Annotated in this window: 16 protein-coding genes; 3 read left to right on the top strand and 13 right to left on the bottom strand. The window is 73.3% G+C overall.

What is annotated here, in order from left to right:
* Nucleotides 1–86: 86 nt before the first annotated feature.
* The 5 genes from L6E17_RS09630 to L6E17_RS09610 all read right to left on the bottom strand — a co-directional run bounded on the left by L6E17_RS09630 (nucleotide 87) and on the right by L6E17_RS09610 (nucleotide 4,084).
* A complete protein-coding gene (locus L6E17_RS09630; protein WP_071265587.1) occupies nucleotides 87–845 on the bottom strand; it encodes a succinate dehydrogenase iron-sulfur subunit in 759 nt (252 codons plus the stop codon).
* Nucleotides 845–2,599 (bottom strand): succinate dehydrogenase flavoprotein subunit, encoded by a 1,755-nt coding sequence (gene sdhA, locus L6E17_RS09625; protein WP_236240313.1) that lies wholly within the window; start codon nucleotides 2,597–2,599, stop codon nucleotides 845–847. Before sdhA ends, L6E17_RS09630 begins: the two co-directional genes overlap by 1 nt.
* A gap of 19 nt (nucleotides 2,600–2,618) precedes the next feature.
* Nucleotides 2,619–3,095, bottom strand: coding sequence for a succinate dehydrogenase hydrophobic membrane anchor subunit (locus L6E17_RS09620; RefSeq protein ID WP_236240312.1), 477 nt, complete (start codon nucleotides 3,093–3,095; stop codon nucleotides 2,619–2,621).
* Between the two features lie 8 nt (nucleotides 3,096–3,103).
* A complete protein-coding gene (sdhC, locus tag L6E17_RS09615; protein WP_308315852.1) occupies nucleotides 3,104–3,484 on the bottom strand; it encodes a succinate dehydrogenase, cytochrome b556 subunit in 381 nt (126 codons plus the stop codon).
* Nucleotides 3,485–3,667: 183 nt separating this feature from the next.
* The gene (locus L6E17_RS09610; RefSeq protein WP_374109029.1) at nucleotides 3,668–4,084 is read right to left on the bottom strand and encodes a 2-oxo-4-hydroxy-4-carboxy-5-ureidoimidazoline decarboxylase; all 417 of its coding nucleotides are present in this window, start codon (nucleotides 4,082–4,084) and stop codon (nucleotides 3,668–3,670) included.
* A 1,152-nt stretch (nucleotides 4,085–5,236) separates the two neighbouring features.
* Here L6E17_RS09610 and L6E17_RS09605 point away from each other — a divergent pair.
* Complete coding sequence (locus tag L6E17_RS09605; RefSeq protein WP_374109021.1) at nucleotides 5,237–6,814, top strand: glycoside hydrolase family 20 protein; 1,578 nt, start codon at nucleotides 5,237–5,239, stop codon at nucleotides 6,812–6,814.
* Between the two features lie 88 nt (nucleotides 6,815–6,902).
* The gene (locus L6E17_RS09600) at nucleotides 6,903–7,487 is read left to right on the top strand and encodes a hypothetical protein (RefSeq protein WP_236240311.1); all 585 of its coding nucleotides are present in this window, start codon (nucleotides 6,903–6,905) and stop codon (nucleotides 7,485–7,487) included.
* A gap of 105 nt (nucleotides 7,488–7,592) precedes the next feature.
* Here the strand turns inward: L6E17_RS09600 and L6E17_RS09595 are convergent, their stop codons facing one another.
* The 4 genes from L6E17_RS09595 to L6E17_RS09580 form a co-directional block, all read right to left on the bottom strand.
* Nucleotides 7,593–7,904 (bottom strand): hypothetical protein, encoded by a 312-nt coding sequence (locus L6E17_RS09595; protein WP_236240310.1) that lies wholly within the window; start codon nucleotides 7,902–7,904, stop codon nucleotides 7,593–7,595.
* A gap of 133 nt (nucleotides 7,905–8,037) precedes the next feature.
* Nucleotides 8,038–9,969, bottom strand: a complete 1,932-nt coding sequence (locus tag L6E17_RS09590; RefSeq protein ID WP_236240309.1) for a hypothetical protein — start codon at nucleotides 9,967–9,969, stop codon at nucleotides 8,038–8,040.
* A gap of 39 nt (nucleotides 9,970–10,008) precedes the next feature.
* Nucleotides 10,009–10,440: a DUF4440 domain-containing protein gene (locus L6E17_RS09585; RefSeq protein ID WP_236240308.1), complete on the bottom strand. Its 432-nt coding sequence runs from the start codon at nucleotides 10,438–10,440 to the stop codon at nucleotides 10,009–10,011.
* A 585-nt stretch (nucleotides 10,441–11,025) separates the two neighbouring features.
* A complete protein-coding gene (locus L6E17_RS09580; RefSeq protein ID WP_236240307.1) occupies nucleotides 11,026–11,670 on the bottom strand; it encodes a histidine phosphatase family protein in 645 nt (214 codons plus the stop codon).
* 266 nt (nucleotides 11,671–11,936) lie between these two features.
* Between L6E17_RS09580 and L6E17_RS09575 the strand changes: the two genes are divergently transcribed.
* Complete coding sequence (locus tag L6E17_RS09575) at nucleotides 11,937–12,533, top strand: RNA polymerase sigma factor (RefSeq protein WP_236240306.1); 597 nt, start codon at nucleotides 11,937–11,939, stop codon at nucleotides 12,531–12,533.
* A gap of 151 nt (nucleotides 12,534–12,684) precedes the next feature.
* Here the strand turns inward: L6E17_RS09575 and L6E17_RS09570 are convergent, their stop codons facing one another.
* Genes L6E17_RS09570 through tgmA form a run of 4 tightly spaced genes read right to left on the bottom strand, consistent with a single transcriptional unit; the run spans nucleotide 12,685 to nucleotide 15,430 of the window.
* Nucleotides 12,685–12,978, bottom strand: coding sequence for a DUF6087 family protein (locus L6E17_RS09570; protein WP_236240305.1), 294 nt, complete (start codon nucleotides 12,976–12,978; stop codon nucleotides 12,685–12,687).
* Nucleotides 12,979–13,020: 42 nt separating this feature from the next.
* Nucleotides 13,021–14,184 (bottom strand): ATP-grasp peptide maturase system methyltransferase, encoded by a 1,164-nt coding sequence (tgmC, locus tag L6E17_RS09565; RefSeq protein WP_236240304.1) that lies wholly within the window; start codon nucleotides 14,182–14,184, stop codon nucleotides 13,021–13,023.
* Nucleotides 14,181–15,146: an ATP-grasp ribosomal peptide maturase gene (tgmB, locus tag L6E17_RS09560; protein ID WP_236240303.1), complete on the bottom strand. Its 966-nt coding sequence runs from the start codon at nucleotides 15,144–15,146 to the stop codon at nucleotides 14,181–14,183. The genes tgmC and tgmB overlap by 4 nt, the downstream gene beginning before the upstream one ends.
* Entirely contained in the window at nucleotides 15,146–15,430 is a 285-nt protein-coding gene (tgmA, locus tag L6E17_RS09555; RefSeq protein ID WP_236240302.1) for a putative ATP-grasp-modified RiPP, read from the bottom strand. The genes tgmB and tgmA overlap by 1 nt, the downstream gene beginning before the upstream one ends.
* Nucleotides 15,431–15,917: the final 487 nt, after the last annotated feature.

Raw genomic sequence — 15,917 nt, 5'->3', positions numbered from 1 at the left:
ACCTATTCCGGCTACGTGCGTACCGGCCAACATGGCGAAGGCCCGCCCCCCGGGAAGGGAGCGGGCCTCGCGCGGTGCCTGGGCGGTCAGTAGCGGCGCGTGATGAGCGCCCGCTTGACCTCCTGGATCGCCTTCGTCACCTCGATACCGCGAGGGCAGGCGTCCGTGCAGTTGAACGTGGTGCGGCAGCGCCACACGCCGTCCTTGTCGTTGAGGATCTCCAGGCGCTGCTCGCCCGCCTCGTCACGGCTGTCGAAGATGAAGCGGTGCGCGTTCACGATCGCGGCCGGACCGAAGTACTGGCCGTCGTTCCAGAACACCGGGCAGGACGACGTGCAGGCGGCGCACAGGATGCACTTCGTCGTGTCGTCGAAGCGCTCCCGGTCCTCGGCGGACTGCAGCCGCTCACGCGTCGGCTCGTTGCCGGACGTGATGAGGAACGGCATGACGTCGCGGTACGCCTGGAAGAACGGCTCCATGTCGACCACGAGGTCCTTGAGGACCGTCATGCCCTTGATGGGCTCGACCGTGATCGGCTTCTCCGGGTTGATGTCCTTGATCAGCGTCTTGCACGCCAGCCGGTTCTTGCCGTTGATGCGCATGGCGTCCGAGCCGCAGATGCCGTGCGCGCAGGAGCGGCGGAACGTCAGCGAGCCGTCCAGGTCCCACTTGATCTTGTGGAGGCCGTCGAGGACGCGCTCCTTCGGATCGATGTCGACCTGGAAGTCCTGCCACTGGGCCTCGTCCGACACCTCGGGGTTGAAGCGGCGGATCCGGAACGTGACCGTGATGTACGGGGAGGCGGCGGCGGTGTCGGCCGCCTTCTCCAGGGTCGGGGTAGCCATCAGTACTTACGCTCCATCGGCTGGTAGCGGGTCTGGACGACCGGCTTGTAGTCGAGGCGGACGGACTCGGAGCCGTCGGCGCCGACCTCGCGGTACGCCATGGTGTGGCGCATGAAGTTGACGTCGTCGCGGTTCGGGTAGTCCTCGCGGTAGTGGCCGCCGCGGGACTCCTTGCGGGCCAGCGCGGAGACGGCCATGACCTCGGCCAGGTCGAGCAGGTTGCCCAGCTCGATGGCCTCCAGCAGGTCGGTGTTGAACCGCTTGCCCTTGTCCTGGATGGCGACGTTCTTGTAGCGCTCGCGCAGCTCGGCGATCTTCTCGACCGCGGTCTTGATCGTCTGCTCGGTGCGGAACACCATGACGTTGGCGTCCATCGTCTCCTGCAGCTCGCGGCGCAGCTCGGCGACCCGCTCGCTGCCCGTGGAGTTGCGCAGCCGCTCGACCTGCTCCTGCACGAGGGAGGCCGGGTCGTCCGGCAGCTCGACGTAGTCGGCCTTCGCCGCGTACTCGGCGGCGGCGATGCCCGCGCGCCGGCCGAAGACGTTGATGTCGAGGAGCGAGTTGGTGCCCAGGCGGTTGGCGCCGTGCACCGACACGCAGGCGACCTCGCCGGCCGCGTACAGGCCCGGGACGACGGTGGTGTTGTCCGCGAGGACCTCACCCTCGACGTTGGTCGGGATGCCGCCCATGGCGTAGTGCGCGGTGGGCTGGATCGGGATCGGGTCCGTGTACGGCTCGATGCCGAGGTACGTACGGGCGAACTCGGTGATGTCCGGGAGCTTGGCGTCCAGCTGCTCCGGCGGCAGGTGCGTCAGGTCCAGGTACACGTGGTCGCCCTCGGGGCCGCAGCCGCGGCCCTCGCGGATCTCCGTGTAGATGGAGCGGGAGACGACGTCGCGGGAGGCGAGGTCCTTCATGACGGGCGCGTACTTCTCCATGAAGCGCTCGCCGTCCTTGTTGCGGAGGATGCCGCCCTCACCGCGGGCGCCCTCCGTTAGCAGGATGCCCATGCGCCAGATGCCCGTCGGGTGGAACTGGAAGAACTCCATGTCCTCCAGCGGCAGCCCGCGGCGGTAGACGGCGGCCTGGCCGTCGCCCGTCAGGGTGTGGGCGTTGGAGGTCACCTTGAAGAACTTGCCGCAGCCGCCGGAGGCGTAGATGACGGCCTTCGCCTGGAAGATGTGGATCTCGCCGGTGGCCAGCTCGTACGCGACGACACCCGCCGACTTCCTGACGCCGTCGACCTCGGTGATCAGCTGGTCCAGGACGTAGAACTCGTTGAAGAACTCCACGCCCTCCTTGACGCAGTTCTGGTACAGCGTCTGGAGGATCATGTGGCCGGTGCGGTCCGCGGCGTAGCAGGACCGGCGGACCGGGGCCTCGCCGTGGTTGCGGGAGTGCCCGCCGAAGCGGCGCTGGTCGATGGTGCCGTCCGGGGTCCGGTTGAACGGCAGGCCCATCTTCTCCAGGTCGAGGACGGCGTCGATGGCCTCCTTCGCCAGGATCTCGGCGGCGTCCTGGTCGACCAGGTAGTCACCGCCCTTGACCGTGTCGAAGGTGTGCCACTCCCAGTTGTCCTCCTCCACGTTCGCCAGCGCGGCGGCCATGCCGCCCTGCGCGGCGCCCGTGTGGGAGCGGGTCGGGTACAGCTTGGTCAGCACGGCGGTGCGGCTGCGCTTCGTCGCCTCGATGGCGGCGCGCATGCCGGCGCCGCCGGCGCCGACGATGACGGTGTCGTACTTGTGGATCTTCATGTTCTCGTCAGCCCCGGCTTCAGCGGATGTTCGGGTCGAAGGTGAAGATCACCAGCGTGCCCAGCAGGATGGTGAACACCGTCGCGGTGTACAGCAGGCCCTTCAGCCACAGGCGGGAGTTCGGGCGCTCCGCGTAGTCGTTGATGACGGTACGCAGGCCGTTCGCGCCGTGCAGCATCGCGAGCCACAGCATCAGCAGGTCCCAGACCTGCCAGAACGGGGACGCCCAGCGGCCGGCCACGAAGGCGAAGCCGATCTTGGAAACGCCGCCGTCCAGCACGAGCTGGATCAGCAGGTGGCCGATGATCAGGACCACGAGGACCACGCCGGACAGGCGCATGAAGAGCCACGCGGCCATCTCGAAGTTGCCGCGCGTCGACTTCGCGGTCTTCTTCGTCCGCTTGCGGGGCGGCTCGATCAGCGGGGCCGGGTTGTCGGCGTCGTACAGGCTCGCGCCCTCGACGGAACCCGCGGCGGGGGTGGTGTCAGCAGACATGTGTGGCGTCAGCTCCCGAAGACTTCACGTGCGGCGTGGCCGAGGACGGGGTAGATGGCACCCGCCATCAGCACCACCCAGATGCCCATGACGGTCCACAGCATCTGCTTCTGGTAGCGGGGGCCCTTGGACCAGAAGTCCACGGCGATGACGCGCAGGCCGTTGAGCGCGTGGAAGAGGATGGCGGCGACGAGGCCGTACTCCAGCAGCGCCACGAGCGGCGTCTTGTAGGTGGCGACGACATCGTCGTACGCCTCGGGGGAGACGCGGACGAGAGCGGTGTCCAGTACGTGCACGAACAGGAAGAAGAAGATGAGGACGCCGGTGACTCGGTGAGCCACCCACGACCACATGCCTTCCCGGCCGCGGTACAACGTTCCAGCCGGCACGGAAATGTCCTCCGGGAGCGGGATTGGGGTCGGCCGGCTTCTCTGTCGGTCGGACCCGGCCGGGTACGGTCCACCGGCCCCGGTCATGGTAGCGACGCGATGTCGGTTCCCTCGCGCGGGGTCCGAAGGGTGTGATCAAACAGGCATGCAAAGAGCCACGGACGGGCTACTGGACTGTGAGGTTCAGTCCGTATTGTCCGGACTTCCAATGAGTTGGGCGAGTCGGGCGCGCGCCAGCCGCCGGAGTTCGTCGGCGGCGATGGCCCGCTCCTCCTCCGGTTCGTTGCCGAGTCGTGATCTGATCCCGCCGAGGACGGCGTCGAGGTGCTCCTCTCGCGGGTGCCCGGCCAGGCAGATCACGAAGGCGTGGCCGAACCGGCTCTCGTACGCGTCGTGCGCGGCGCGCAGCGCGGTGTGGGCGGCCGCGGGCGTGCCGGTCGGCAGCGCGGGCGCGACCTCGTCGGCCAGGGCCTCGTCGAGGTCGGCACCTGACAGGTCGTACCCCGCCTCGTCCGCCGCGGCGAGCAGCGCCTCGACCGTGGGGTACGGGCGGTGGGCGGCGATCCGGTGCGCCCAGCGGTGGCTGCCGCAGCAGGCCAGCAGCGAGGTCTCCGCCGCCTCGGCGGGCGCCGCGTTGAAGCAGCCGAGGGCGTCGCGGGGCCGGGCCGGTATCGGCCCGCGGGCGCTGACGGTCGTCGGGGTGCCGGTGGCGGATTCGCGGGACAGCGTGGGCTCCTCGAACGGGACAGCGGGGGGTGGGCGCCCGGGGGCGCGTCAGTCGTGCGAAAGGTGCGAGGGAAGCGACACAACGCTACCGAGGGTGAGCAAGTGTGGTCCCAAGCCTTTCCGTATTTCACTCGGAAGGCAGAGTTTCGCCACAAGGAATGGACGCACTCGGCGCGTCGGGGTTCCACCGGAACACGAGCGGATCGACCGGCGGGGGGCCGTGGCGCGGCGAACGGAAGGCGGGCACGTGAACGGACCGGGTGGTGCGCCTCGTCCGGGGCGCGGGGACGCGGATCCGCGCCCGGCGGCCGCGCCCGTGGAGCCGGGCGGCGGCGGGCCGGACGATGGTGGCGGTCCCGGGGGACCGGGCGGCGGCGGGCCCGGCGGCGGGGTGATCCGTGGGTCCCGGTGGGTCTGGGGCCGGGCGGACGATCCGTGCGGGCGGGTGTGCGGGGCCCGGTGGGACGGGTGTCTCCGGGTGGACGATCGGTGGGGGCGGGCGGGTGCGCGGCGTCCCGGGGGCGGGTGCCTCCGGGCGGCCCGGTCGGCCTCGATGCGCGGGAAGGGCAGGGGGTCCGTTGGGGGCGGCCGGCCGGGTGAGGCAGGGTGGCCGGACGGGGTGCACCTGGTGGAGCGAGTGGGCGGTGGTGGAGCGATGAGCAGGGCAGTGCAGCCGGACAGGGCCGATGCTGCGGGGCGCGGCGGCGCGTACGGATCCGGCGGTGGACAGGGCGCCGCCCGGCCCGGCGGCGGTGCGGGGTCCGGTGGGGCGGCGAGTGGTGCCCGGCCCGGCCGTGGCGCGGATGCGGCCGGTGCCGGTGCCGGTGCCGGTGGCGGTGCGGGTGCTGCCATGACCGCGGGTGCCGCCCGGATGGGTGGCCGTGCGGGCGCCGGGCCCGGAGGCCGCGGCGGGGCCGGTGGCGGTGCGGGCGCCGGCGGGCCCGGCGGTGGCAGCCGGGGCGTGCGGCGGCCGCGGATATCCCGGGCGCGCCGCCGGGTCGCCGTCACCGCCCTGGTCGTGGCGCTGTGCGCGGGGCTCGCGGGCTGCGGCGGAGGCGGGGGCGGCGGTTCCGCCGCGAGCCCCGCCACCGCGGCCCGTACGCCGTCTGCGGCGCCCTCCTCCTCCCCGCCGCGAGCCCCGCGCCGTCGCCGAGCCCCACCCGCAGCTACGCCCTGTCGCAGCCGCCCCGCACCATCCCCGCCGTCCGGGAGCACACTCCCGCCCGCGGCCCCGGCTGGCGCCCCGCCCCCGGCAGCGGGGTCTCCGTCGCCGCAGGCAGCGGGGCCCTGGACGACGAGGCGCGGCTCCTCGCCCGGGAGCTGGGCATCGCCCACCGCGGCGAGGCGCCCGCCCGCGCGGGCGACATCGAGCTGGCCCTCGACACCCGCCAGGCCGGCGGCCCCGAGTCGTACGCCCTCACCGTCCGCGACGGGCGGGTCAGGATCAGCGGCCCCGACGAGGCGGGCGTCTTCTACGGCACGCGTACCGTCAAGCAGGCCCTGCGCTCCGGCGGCGCGCTGCCCGAAGGGGTCGTGCGCGACCGCCCCGACCGCCCGCAGCGCGGCCTGCTCGTCGACATCGCCCGCAAGCACTTCACCGCCGAGTGGCTGGAGGCGCGGGTACGGGAGCTGGCCGACCTGAAGCTGAACCAGCTCCACCTGCACTTCGCGGACGACCAGGCGGTCCGTATCGAGTCGGCCGGGCACCCCGAGGTGGTCGCCCCGCAGCACCTGACCAAGGCGGAGGTCCGCAGGATCATCGCCCTCGCCGACTCGCTGCACGTCACCGTCGTCCCCGAGTTCGACTCCCCGGGCCACCTCGGTGCCGTGCTCGACGCGCACCCGTCCCTGCAACTGCGCACCGCGGGCGGTACGCCCGTGCGCGGCGCCATCGACATCGCGAACCCGGCGTCGGCGCGGCTCGTCGACGAGCTGCTGCGGGAGTACGCGGAGCTGTTCCCCGGGCCGTACTTCCACGTCGGCGCCGACGAGTACCGGGCGCTGACGGCCCGGAACCCCGAGGCCACGTACCCGGCGCTCGCGGCGGAGGCCCGCGAGAGGTACGGCCCGCGGGCCCGGGTCCAGGACCTGGCGACCGGCTGGCTCAACGACCGCGCGGCGGTGGTGCGGGCGGCGGGCAAGCAGCCCAAGGCGTGGAACGACGGCATCCACGGCGGCGGGGTGGTGACGGCGGACCGCGGCATCGAGGTCGAGTACTGGACGGGCCGGGAGATCGGGGCGCGGCCGCCCGCCGCGTACCTGGCCGAGGGGCGCAGACTCGTCAACCTGAACAGCCGCTACCTCTACTACGTGCTCGGGGAGCCGAACCAGTTCACGTACCCGACGGGCCGCGAGGTCTACGAGCAGTGGGCGCCGCTCGTGCTGCGCGGCTCGCAGCCGGTCCCGGAGCGCTACTCCGGGCAGATACTCGGCGGGCGCTTCGCCGTGTGGTGCGACCTCGCGAACGCGCAGACACCGGAGCAGGTGGCCGCGGGGATACGGCTGCCGCTGCGGGCGCTGGCCCAGAAGGTGTGGGACCCGCGCGAACCGCAGCTCGCCTGGGCGGACTTCACCCGTCTGGCGGACCGGCTGGACCGCCCGTAGCGCTACGGTGGGCCACCGCGGCGTGACGCTTTCCGGTCATGCGGCGCAGTAAGGGGAAGTACCGCGTCCGTACGCGACGGGAGACGTCATGAGCCCGAGCACGAGCACGACCCCCCGCCTGGTGGAGCTGATCGCCCAGGCCGACGACCGGGGCCTGGCGGCCTCCGCGCTCGCCTGCCTGGACCGCTGCCTGCCGCTCCTCGTCCCGGAGGCCGCCGACCAGCTGCGCCCCCTGTGGGTGGGCGTCGCGCGCGGCGGGGACGCATGGCAGGCGCGGCTCGCGGAGGCGGCCGAGGCGGTGGAGGCGAGCGCGTCGCAGGACGCCGCGGAGGAGGCGGAGCTGGTCCGCCGGATGCTGGCCGCCGCACCGTCGACGTGGGAGGTGCGGGCCCTGCGCGCCTGGGCCGACACCTGCTCGCTCGCCGCTCTGGAGCTGCACCACCGGCTGTGCGCCGCGCCGTCCCCGGACCTGCCCGAGGTCCTGGAGCGGTGCCGGGCCGGGGAACCCGACGGCGTCGGGCCCCTGGCCGCCGGCGAACTGCGGCGGCAGGTGCGCGTGCTGGAGATCCTCGCGGACGGCGCCACCCACGGGCTGCGCCGGGCCCTGGACCTGTCGGCCGAGGGCCGCCGGGTCCTCCAGGCGGTGGTCTCCCGCCGCGCCCGCACCGCCTGACGCCCCCACGGGACGAGCGCCCGCCGGGGCCGGGGAAGCGGCGGGGCGCCCGCGCGCGGGACACGGAGAGGCGGGGCGGCGGGTCCGCCGTGGCCGCCGCGCGGTTCAGCGCTGCGCGGCCTCCTGCACCAGGCGGTTCGCCGCGGCGAGACCCAGGCCCGGCGCGGCCTCCCGTACGGCCTTGACGGACCGGACGTGCTCGCGGGCGGCGTCGAGCCCCGCGGCGTCCAGCACGCTCGCGGTCCACCGCGCGAGCACCTCGTCGTCGGACCGCGCGCACTGGGCCTCCACCAGCAGAAGGGCACGCTCAAGGCCGGGGCGCTCCTCCGAGGTGGCGCAGGCCAGGGCCCGCCGGAGGTCCTCGCGCAGGTCCGGCCCGTCCCGGAACACGATGAAGGGCGCGGTGCGGAAGGTCATGGTCTGCTCCTCGTCGACAGGGTGAGGCGATGTCACCCTGGAGGACGCGCGGCGGAGGCTCCAGGTCACCGGGTGCGGCCGGATTCCTTGGGCGGGCGGCCGGGCGGGACCGCAGCGGCGGCCCCCGGGGCCCTCAGCCCAGGAGCAGCACCGCCGCGCCCCACAGCACCGAAAGCGCCACCAGCGCGGGCCCCAGCGGCATGCCCTGCTGCCCCGCGGACGCCTCCTCCCAAGGCCGCAGATCCGGGTCGTGGACCAGGGCCCGCACCTCGTCGGCGGTGCGCACCGCGTGCGGCTCGCGCCCCAGGCGGCGCTCCAGCCATGCCCAGCCCGTGGGGGAGAGGGACGTGTGCTCGCCGTCGGCGCCGCGGATCACGATCCGGTCCTCGGTGTGCCGTACGCCCGTGACCGCGTCCCACGGGATGCGGCGCACCCGCCAGGCGCCCGTCACCCACAGGCTCCGGCGGTCGGCGGTGATCCGCCAGTTCAGCGCGGTGGACACGGCGTTCACCAGCCACGGGACGGTGAGGAGGAGGAAGAACCAGCGCCAGGACAGGCCGTCGGACACGGCGGTCCAGATGCCGGCTCCCTGCACCAGCAGCAGCACCAGCCCGACCGCCCGGGACATGCCGCGGGCGGTGTACACGCGGGGGGCGACGGTGGGCGCCATCCGCGCGGCGACCTCCGCCGCCGGGCGCTGTGCCGGTGCCTCGCCCCCGTGCGGGGAGGCGCCGCGGTCGCGCTCCGCTCCGGGGCGGCGTCCGCTGAGGAGGCGGGGCACGGCGGGCTTCACCGCGGTGACGCTGCACTCCACCGACGCCTCCGGGTCGTCCTCGTCCTCGCGCGCCACGAAGGCGAGTTCGGCGCCGGCGCACGGCACGCCGTAGAGGACGGCCTCGCGCAGCGGCGGGGGAGGGTCCTCGCCCTTGAGGATCGCGCTCATCCGCTGGAGCCCCTCCGCGGCGGCGTCCACGTCCGGCTCCTCCTCGTCCTCCGCGTCGTGCCCGTCCTCGTCGTCGGGGGTGGCGAAGAGGGAGTGGAAGTGCAGGAGGGGCCGTTCACCGGCCGGGTCGTCGGCGGCGTACACCCAGGTCCGCGCGTCGTCGTGGCCTTCACGCACGAGTACGCGCAGCACCGGCAGCGGGCCCCGCCGCAGCCGCTCCGCGCGGGACCTGCCGTCGACGCCGTTGGCGAGGAAGGCCAGGCCGAGGACGGTCGCGGCCATCATCAGCAGCTCCCAGCCGACGGAGTCGTACGGCTCCGCCAGGAGCCGCACCCAGTCGCCGTCGACAAGCACGTCGACGCGGCTGCCGACGGGGAAGTCCTCCGGGTGCAGCGTCTCCACGGTCCGGGTGCCGACGAGGCCGCCGACGTCCAGGGTGAGCACGGACGCGCCGTCGTCGTTCTCGGACGACTTGGTGACCTCCGCGGTGACGGGGGCGAGGCGGGCCGCCCGCTGCTCGTAGGCGTCGGCTTCCTCCCCCGCCTGCCAGAAGCCGTATCCCGCCACGGACAGCAGGACGGCGGCCACTGCGAAGGACAGCCGCCCGCGCCGGAAGGCGTGGGCGGCGCGCGGGAGTCGGGCCGTCGCGGGGCCGGCCGCGGCCAGGGCCAGGGCGTGCTGCCGGGCCGCGGCGCCCAGCCGGTGCAGGGCTCCGGCGGCGGCGAAGGCGAGGGCCAGCACGAAGCCGGTCCAGGAGGGCTCGGCCAGGGAGCCGCCGCCCGTCGCGACCTCGTCCGCGACGAGTGCGGCCGCGACGCAGCCGAGCCCCGCGAGGGCGAGCCGGGGCTGGCGCCACAGCCAGTAGAAGGTGAGGAGCAGCACCGTGAGGAGGCCGAAACCGAGCCAGTCCTGCACCCCGCACGGTGATGCGGTGGTGCAGGACGGCTCGGGTCCGCTCTCCATGAACCAGGCGGCCGCGCCCGCCAGCGCGGCCGTGGCCCACAGCGGATGCGCCCACCGCGCGGGGACGGCGGCCAGCCAGGCCCGGGCGTCGGCGGACCGCCACTCGGCGGTGCCCGGCGGTATGTGCTCCGCGGGCAGGGAGACCGGAGGAGTGTTCACCGACGCATTATCGCCGTCCGGCGAACGACGTTCGGACGGTCAGAGGTTGTCGCCCCAGCCGCTCTGGATCATCGTCTGGAACGCCCACGCCCCGTCCTGCCGGACGAGGATGTCGGCGTACCGCAGCCGCTGGGTGGTGCCGCCCGCCGTCATCACGGAGTCGGTGAAGACGACGGCCATGGACGGGGAGAGGAACACGGGGGTCCGGGTCGACTCGAACGAGAGGTCCTCGCTGCCGTCGCCCATGACGTGCGTCATGGTGGCGACGAACTGCTCCCGGTCCCACTGCGCCGACCGGCCGTTGCCGGCCGAGTCGTCGCTCACCAGGTTCAGTGGGAACACCGCCATGTCGGCCATGCGCTCGATCTCGCGCCGGGCGCTGCGCGCGTCGTACTCGGCGAACCAGGCGTCGAGCCCGGCGCGGTCCTCGGGGGTGGGGGTGTATCCGGTGGTGTCCGGGAGGAAGGTCACACGGGCTCCTTGCGCAGTCGTGCTGGTCAAGTTTGACTACCTGTTGGAAGGTATGCCGCTTGGGGCTCGTAGTCAAACTTGATTAAAGGTGACCTGCGTCACCCATGGCCTCAGGCGGTGTCGTGCGCGACCGGCCGGGGCGCGGCCCCCACGGCGCGGGTGTTCTCGGCGCGCCCCCGATCACCGGGCCCGCCGACCGGCCCCGTACGGGCCTCACGGCGCAGCTCCCCGTGCAGGTGCCCGGTGCCGCGCCGACCGGCTCCGTACGGGCCCTCGCCCCCGGAGTGCCCCCGCCGGCCTCGGGCCCCGGAAGGGCACCCGAACGACCCGGCACATGCAACCCGGCGGGACGCCTTTCGCCGCCGGGCCCGCGACCGCCGCCGAAGAGCGCCCCTTCGCCGCCACCGTGGGACTGCCTCCGGAGAGCACCTTTTCGCCGCCACCGCAGGACCGCCTCCGGAGAGCACACCTTTGCCGCCGCCGTGGGCTTGCCCCCGCAGGACCGCCCCCGCGGGACCGCCTCCGGAGAGCACCCCTTCGCCGCCGCCCGCGCGACCACGCGCGAAGTGCACCCTCCCTCCCGGCTCAGACCCGCAGTTCCGGAGGGAAACCGGTCCAGCGCAGCTCCGCGGGCAGGTGCCCGGTGTCGTTGTAGAGCAGCACGGACACCGGCCGCCCGGGGGCGTAGCGGACCACGGTCAGCGCGGCGTTGGCGTGCTGGAAGCCGACCCAGCGCCACGCGGGCGCGTCGAGGGCGGCCCGCAGGATCCAGCCGACCAGGAAGTTGTGCGTCACGACCAGTTCGTGGCGGGGCGCGTCCCCCGGCACCGGCCCGGTGAACCGCGCCAGCGCCTCCCGGGCGAGCCGCGGGCCGTCCTCCCGCTCCCGAGCGGGGAACCCCGCGAGCCGCTCCACCGTGGCGTCCCCGGAGGCCGCCGGTATCTCGCCCTTCGCCGGCAGGTACGGGATGTAGTCACCCGCCGCCTTGGCCTCCCGCACCGGAACGGCCGGGCCGAGCCGCTCCCCGATGATCCGCGCCGTCTCGGCGGCCCGGACCAGCGGCCCGTGGTGCACCACCGACACCGGACCGCCGCGCAGCCGCTCCCCGAGCAGGGCGGCCTGCCGCCGCCCGGCGTCGGTGAGCCCGCGCTCGTCCGGCGTGGCCTCCGCGTGCCGTACGAGGTACAGATAGCGGTCGGCGGCGCCCTCCGCGGGCAGTTCGTTGTCCATGCGGCCTCCCGGGGGATGTGAAGATCCGTTTCCGCAGAGGACGCGGCGGCCCCGGGGGCCGGTTCTGGCACCGGACCCCGACCCCGCTCCGCCGGGCAGGCGCTCAGGGCAGGCCGCAGGGCAGCGCAGGCCGTCCACCCCTGCCTGCCGACGCCGGTCGACCTTGCTTCAACGGCCCTCCCACACCACCTCAGTGACATTTCGGCAGCTCCGCGCGCAGACCTCTGCAGGGGCACGAACCGGGCACGCGGCGCGAAGAGGTCGGTGTGGGGGGACACGAGACGGAGCTCGGCGCTGCGGTCCGGCGCGCCCAGCTCGGCGACGAGGCGGCGTTCGCGCAGGTCTACCGCTCCGTGCAGCCGGGGCTGCTCGGCTTCGTACGGGGACTGGTGGGCGAGGACGCCGAGGACGTGGCCGCGGAGGCGTGGCTGGAGATCGCCCGCGACCTGGGCCGCTTCCGGGGCGACGGCGGCGCCTTCCGCGGCTGGTCGGCGACGATCGCACGCAACCGGGCGCTGGACCACCTGCGCAAGCAGCGGCGCAGGCCGCGGACCACCGCCCTGGAGGACGACGTACTGGAGCTGCCGGGCCGACCGGACACGGCCGCGGCGGCGCTGGAGGCGCTGTCGACGGCGCGGGTCCTCGCCCTGGTCCGCGGGCTCCCGCCCGACCAGGCCGAGGCGGTCCTGCTGCGCGTCGTCCTCGGCCTCGACGCGCCCTCGTCCGCCCGCGTCCTCGGCAAGCAGCCCGGGGCGGTGCGGACGGCGGCGCACCGCGGACTGCGACGGCTCGCGGTCCGGCTGGCCGAGGAGGAGCCGCCGCAGCGATCACCGGACCGCAGGGGCGGCGCCACCCCGCGGTGACCCGCGCACCCGCGCCCCGAGCGGAAACCGCCCGCCTCGACGAGGCCGCGGCTCGGGCCCGTGCGCACGGCTGACGCCCACGGCGGCCGGTGACGTCGTGTGCGGACCGCTGCTGGTCACGCGGCCGGGCCCAGAGCAGCAGGCCGACGCTCTACGGCTTTCGGTGCCTGCCGGTTCCGGGAGCGAGAGGCAGCCGGGCAGGGCCAGGAGCGGGGGTGGGCGGAGTGTGGGCTTCGGGGTACAGGATGCGCTTGGCGTCCGCGAGGTCGGCCGCCAGGGCGTACGGTTCCCAGACGTGACCGTTCCACCGCTCGATGGCGCGCGGCGCGTCGGGATTCAGGTGGGATGCCCTCGGGCCGTCGCCGGAGACAATCGGCACGGCTCGCAGGCGGCCGATCTTCGCGTCGCGGCGCTCGGCCCACTCTGACAGCGGCTCGTCGTCCATCGCCCTTCCTGTGGCTGGGGGACCTCCGGGCAGCGTATCGGCCTACGCGAGACGGTGTTCCCACCGCAGCGCAGGGCTTGCGTCGATCCAGTACAGGTGGGATGCGGCGGTGACGCGGAGCCGCACAGTGCCGATATCCGGAGCCCCGGCGTCCTGCCAGGCGACGACGGAGCGTTCCACGCGGTCCCACAGCGGGACGGGACCGCCCTGGCGGACCCGCCGGCCCTCGCCGCCGGGGAGGAACTCGGCGAACGACTCACGCTCGGGTGCGAAGAGGTGGAGGAGCTGCACGCCCTCGCTCGTTGTGGCGCGTACGAACTGTGCGCCGGGCGCCGCGAGCTGCGCGAGGAAGGCGGGCATCCACTCGTCCAGCACGAGGGGTGACACCTTCGCCTGCCGCTCACTGTCGGCGTAGGCCGTCCGGGCGGAGAGATCGCCCGCTACCGGCGCTGCGGCCTGCGACCGGGCCTGCATGAACGACGAGCGGCCGATGATGCGGCCCTCAGCGGTGCCGTCCTCGTTCACGGTGACCTTCGCCAGGCCGGTCCCGTAGGGCCATGAGCCGATCGTCGCCAGGATGCTGCCGCCCGGTTTCGTCTGCCTGATCCACGCGTACGGGATGCGGCGTACGGCACAGGTGGCGATCACCCGGTCGAACGGCGCCCTGCGGGGGTGCCCGAGAAGCCCGTCACCGGTCACGGTCCACGTCGAGAATCCGGCTGCTTCCAGTGCGGCGTCCGCGCGGGCTGCTACCTCCGGGTCCACCTCGACCGTGGTGACGTTGTCCTCGCCGAGGTAGTGGCACATCAGGGCGGTGGAGTACCCGGTGCCGGTGCCGATCTCCAGGACGCGGTGACCTGCGTCCAGGTCCAGGCTCTCGATCATGCCGGCGACGGTGGTCGGGTCGGTGGACGACGACGTGGGAACTCCCGTCACCGGCCCGCCGCACTGGTCGGCGGTCAGGTGGCCGTCAAGCTGGGTGGTGAGCGTTTCCGCGCTGTAGGCGAGCCGCAGCCACTCTTCCCGGGTCGTGCCGCGGGGGGTGATCGGCCGCCAGGCCCTTCCCTCGTCGAGAAACACGCCAGGGTTGAGGAACTGCTCGCGTGGCACGGACTCCACGGCAGCCCGCAGCCACGGGAGGGTGAGAACCCCCTTGTCTGCCAGCAGACCGGCCAGGCGGCGCCGCTCCGGTGCCGAGTCGTTCACAGGCTGTCTCCTTGCATGAGCAGTTCGGCGAAGGCCGCGGACATCTCAAGTCCGGTCTCCGGTTCCAGCCATCCCCATTGGCCGTTCGGGTTCAGCTCCAGCCACCAGTGGTGGCCCGTCCCATCGACGGCCAGGTCGAAGCTGCCGGACACAAGTCCGAAGTGGTCCAGGTAGGCGAGGAGCGCCCGGTCCATTCCCTCGGGCAGCTTCGCCACGGTGTAGGAGAGGGCGGAGTAGTCCTTGCGCCAGTCCAGCAGACCCGAGTCGATGCGTACGGCGAACACCTGTCGGCCCACGACGAGAACGCGAAGGTCGGCGACCTTGTCCACACGGGCCTGGAAGAGGTGCGGCGTCACACGCACGCTGTCGTCGATCTCGTCGGCGGTGACGGGGTCTGCCCACCCCGTCACGCGGATGCCGTCCCTCTCGTACGGCGTCCATCGCAGAGTCTTGTAGATCACCTGGTCGTGCGACGCGATGAAGCTGCGGGCCTCAGCGGGGTCGTTGGTCACCAGGGTGGGGGGAACCGTGAAGCCCAGGTGCTGTGCGACCGCGAGCTGGGTGGGTTTGTAGTCGGCTGCGGCGTTGCGGAGTGGGTGGTTGACCCACAGCGGGCCGTCGAGGGCGTAGAGGGTGCCCCCAAGGCCGTAGCGGGCCTGCGCGGACGCGAACCGCGCGTCGTGTTCTCTCAGGTGCGGGAAGGCGGGCCACTCAGGCCGACGCCAGTACACGGACCGCACGTCGGTCAGGTCGGCGGTTCTCGACGGGGTCCGCACCTGCCCGGCCACGGGGGCCGGGCAGGTGCCGAACCGAGCCGAGACCGTCAGGTCCGCGCCGATGTCGGCGGGATTGAACCTGACCACCGGCACGTCTCTCCGGTTGAGTTCGGTGATCACCATGTCGGCGGTGATGTCGTCCGCCTCAGTGGCCACCAGGACCGGCCTCTCCTCGGTCGCGGTCATCAGTCCTGCCGGCTGTCCTGGTCGTGGCCCTGATCGTTGCGGGAGTCCGAGTTCGTGGTCGTGGATGTCTCGGTGCCGGAGCTGGTGCCGTGCTTGCCCATCTCGACGACTTGGCCGTCACGGTCGCGGAACACCCCGAGCTGCGTGACGGGGTCGATGGCGACCGTGGCGTGCGGGAGGCGGGTGGTGGTCGGGTACGGCGCGAGGCGGCCGACGCCCCACGGGCTCGCGACGCTGAGCTCCGGGAGGGCGCCCATGCCGGTCTCTTCGGCGATCGCGCTCATTGTGCAACGTCCTTTCTCTGGTCGACCCCGACTCGAACGAGCCAGGGTGTTGTCCGCTGCGTGCAGTGGACGTCCACACGCGTGGAGATCTCCCGAGTGCGGAAGCGTGGAGTGAGCCGTCTGCTGGTGCTTGGCGGTGACGGCGTCCGGGAGGCGCTGGAGACGGGCCTGAGGTCTCCGCGTGCTCCGTTGATCTCTGAGGGTTATCGCGACCTTGAGGTGGCCGACGAGTACGAAGTCGACCGTTTGCCGGGCGGACTGCGCCGTCACGTGCACCGCGCGTTTCGCTTGCTCAATTACGAGCTGCCGTCCCATGGCGCCGAGTACGCGGGGAACCGTGGCGGTGTCAGCTGGACCGGCTCCCGGCGTGACGGCGAAGCCCGCTTGCAGGAGTCGATGTTCCCAGGCGGTGCCCTGCTTCCGACGTGCCCCGACAGGCTGGGGCGAGGATCCGGGCCGAACGAGGACGAAGGCCCGGCGCTTGGCC

This window comes from Streptomyces sp. CC228A, from assembly GCF_021390935.1.
Classification (GTDB): domain Bacteria; phylum Actinomycetota; class Actinomycetes; order Streptomycetales; family Streptomycetaceae; genus Streptomyces.
Note: the sequence above shows the minus strand (reverse complement) of the source record. Positions and strands in the feature narration are given on the sequence as shown.

Excerpts from the sequence above, each read along its gene's own strand:
- L6E17_RS09630 (WP_071265587.1), bottom strand. The coding sequence starts at position 845 with ATGGCTACCCCGACCCTGGAGAAGGCGGCCGACACCGCCGCCGCCTCC.
- L6E17_RS09570 (WP_236240305.1), bottom strand. The coding sequence starts at position 12,978 with ATGGACGACGAGCCGCTGTCAGAGTGGGCCGAGCGCCGCGACGCGAAG.
- L6E17_RS09580 (WP_236240307.1), bottom strand. The coding sequence starts at position 11,670 with ATGGACAACGAACTGCCCGCGGAGGGCGCCGCCGACCGCTATCTGTAC.
- L6E17_RS09595 (WP_236240310.1), bottom strand. The coding sequence starts at position 7,904 with ATGACCTTCCGCACCGCGCCCTTCATCGTGTTCCGGGACGGGCCGGAC.
- L6E17_RS09600 (WP_236240311.1), top strand. The coding sequence starts at position 6,903 with ATGAGCCCGAGCACGAGCACGACCCCCCGCCTGGTGGAGCTGATCGCC.
- L6E17_RS09620 (WP_236240312.1), bottom strand. The coding sequence starts at position 3,095 with ATGTCTGCTGACACCACCCCCGCCGCGGGTTCCGTCGAGGGCGCGAGC.
- sdhA (WP_236240313.1), bottom strand. The coding sequence starts at position 2,599 with ATGAAGATCCACAAGTACGACACCGTCATCGTCGGCGCCGGCGGCGCC.
- tgmB (WP_236240303.1), bottom strand. The coding sequence starts at position 15,146 with ATGACCGCGACCGAGGAGAGGCCGGTCCTGGTGGCCACTGAGGCGGAC.
- tgmA (WP_236240302.1), bottom strand. The coding sequence starts at position 15,430 with ATGAGCGCGATCGCCGAAGAGACCGGCATGGGCGCCCTCCCGGAGCTC.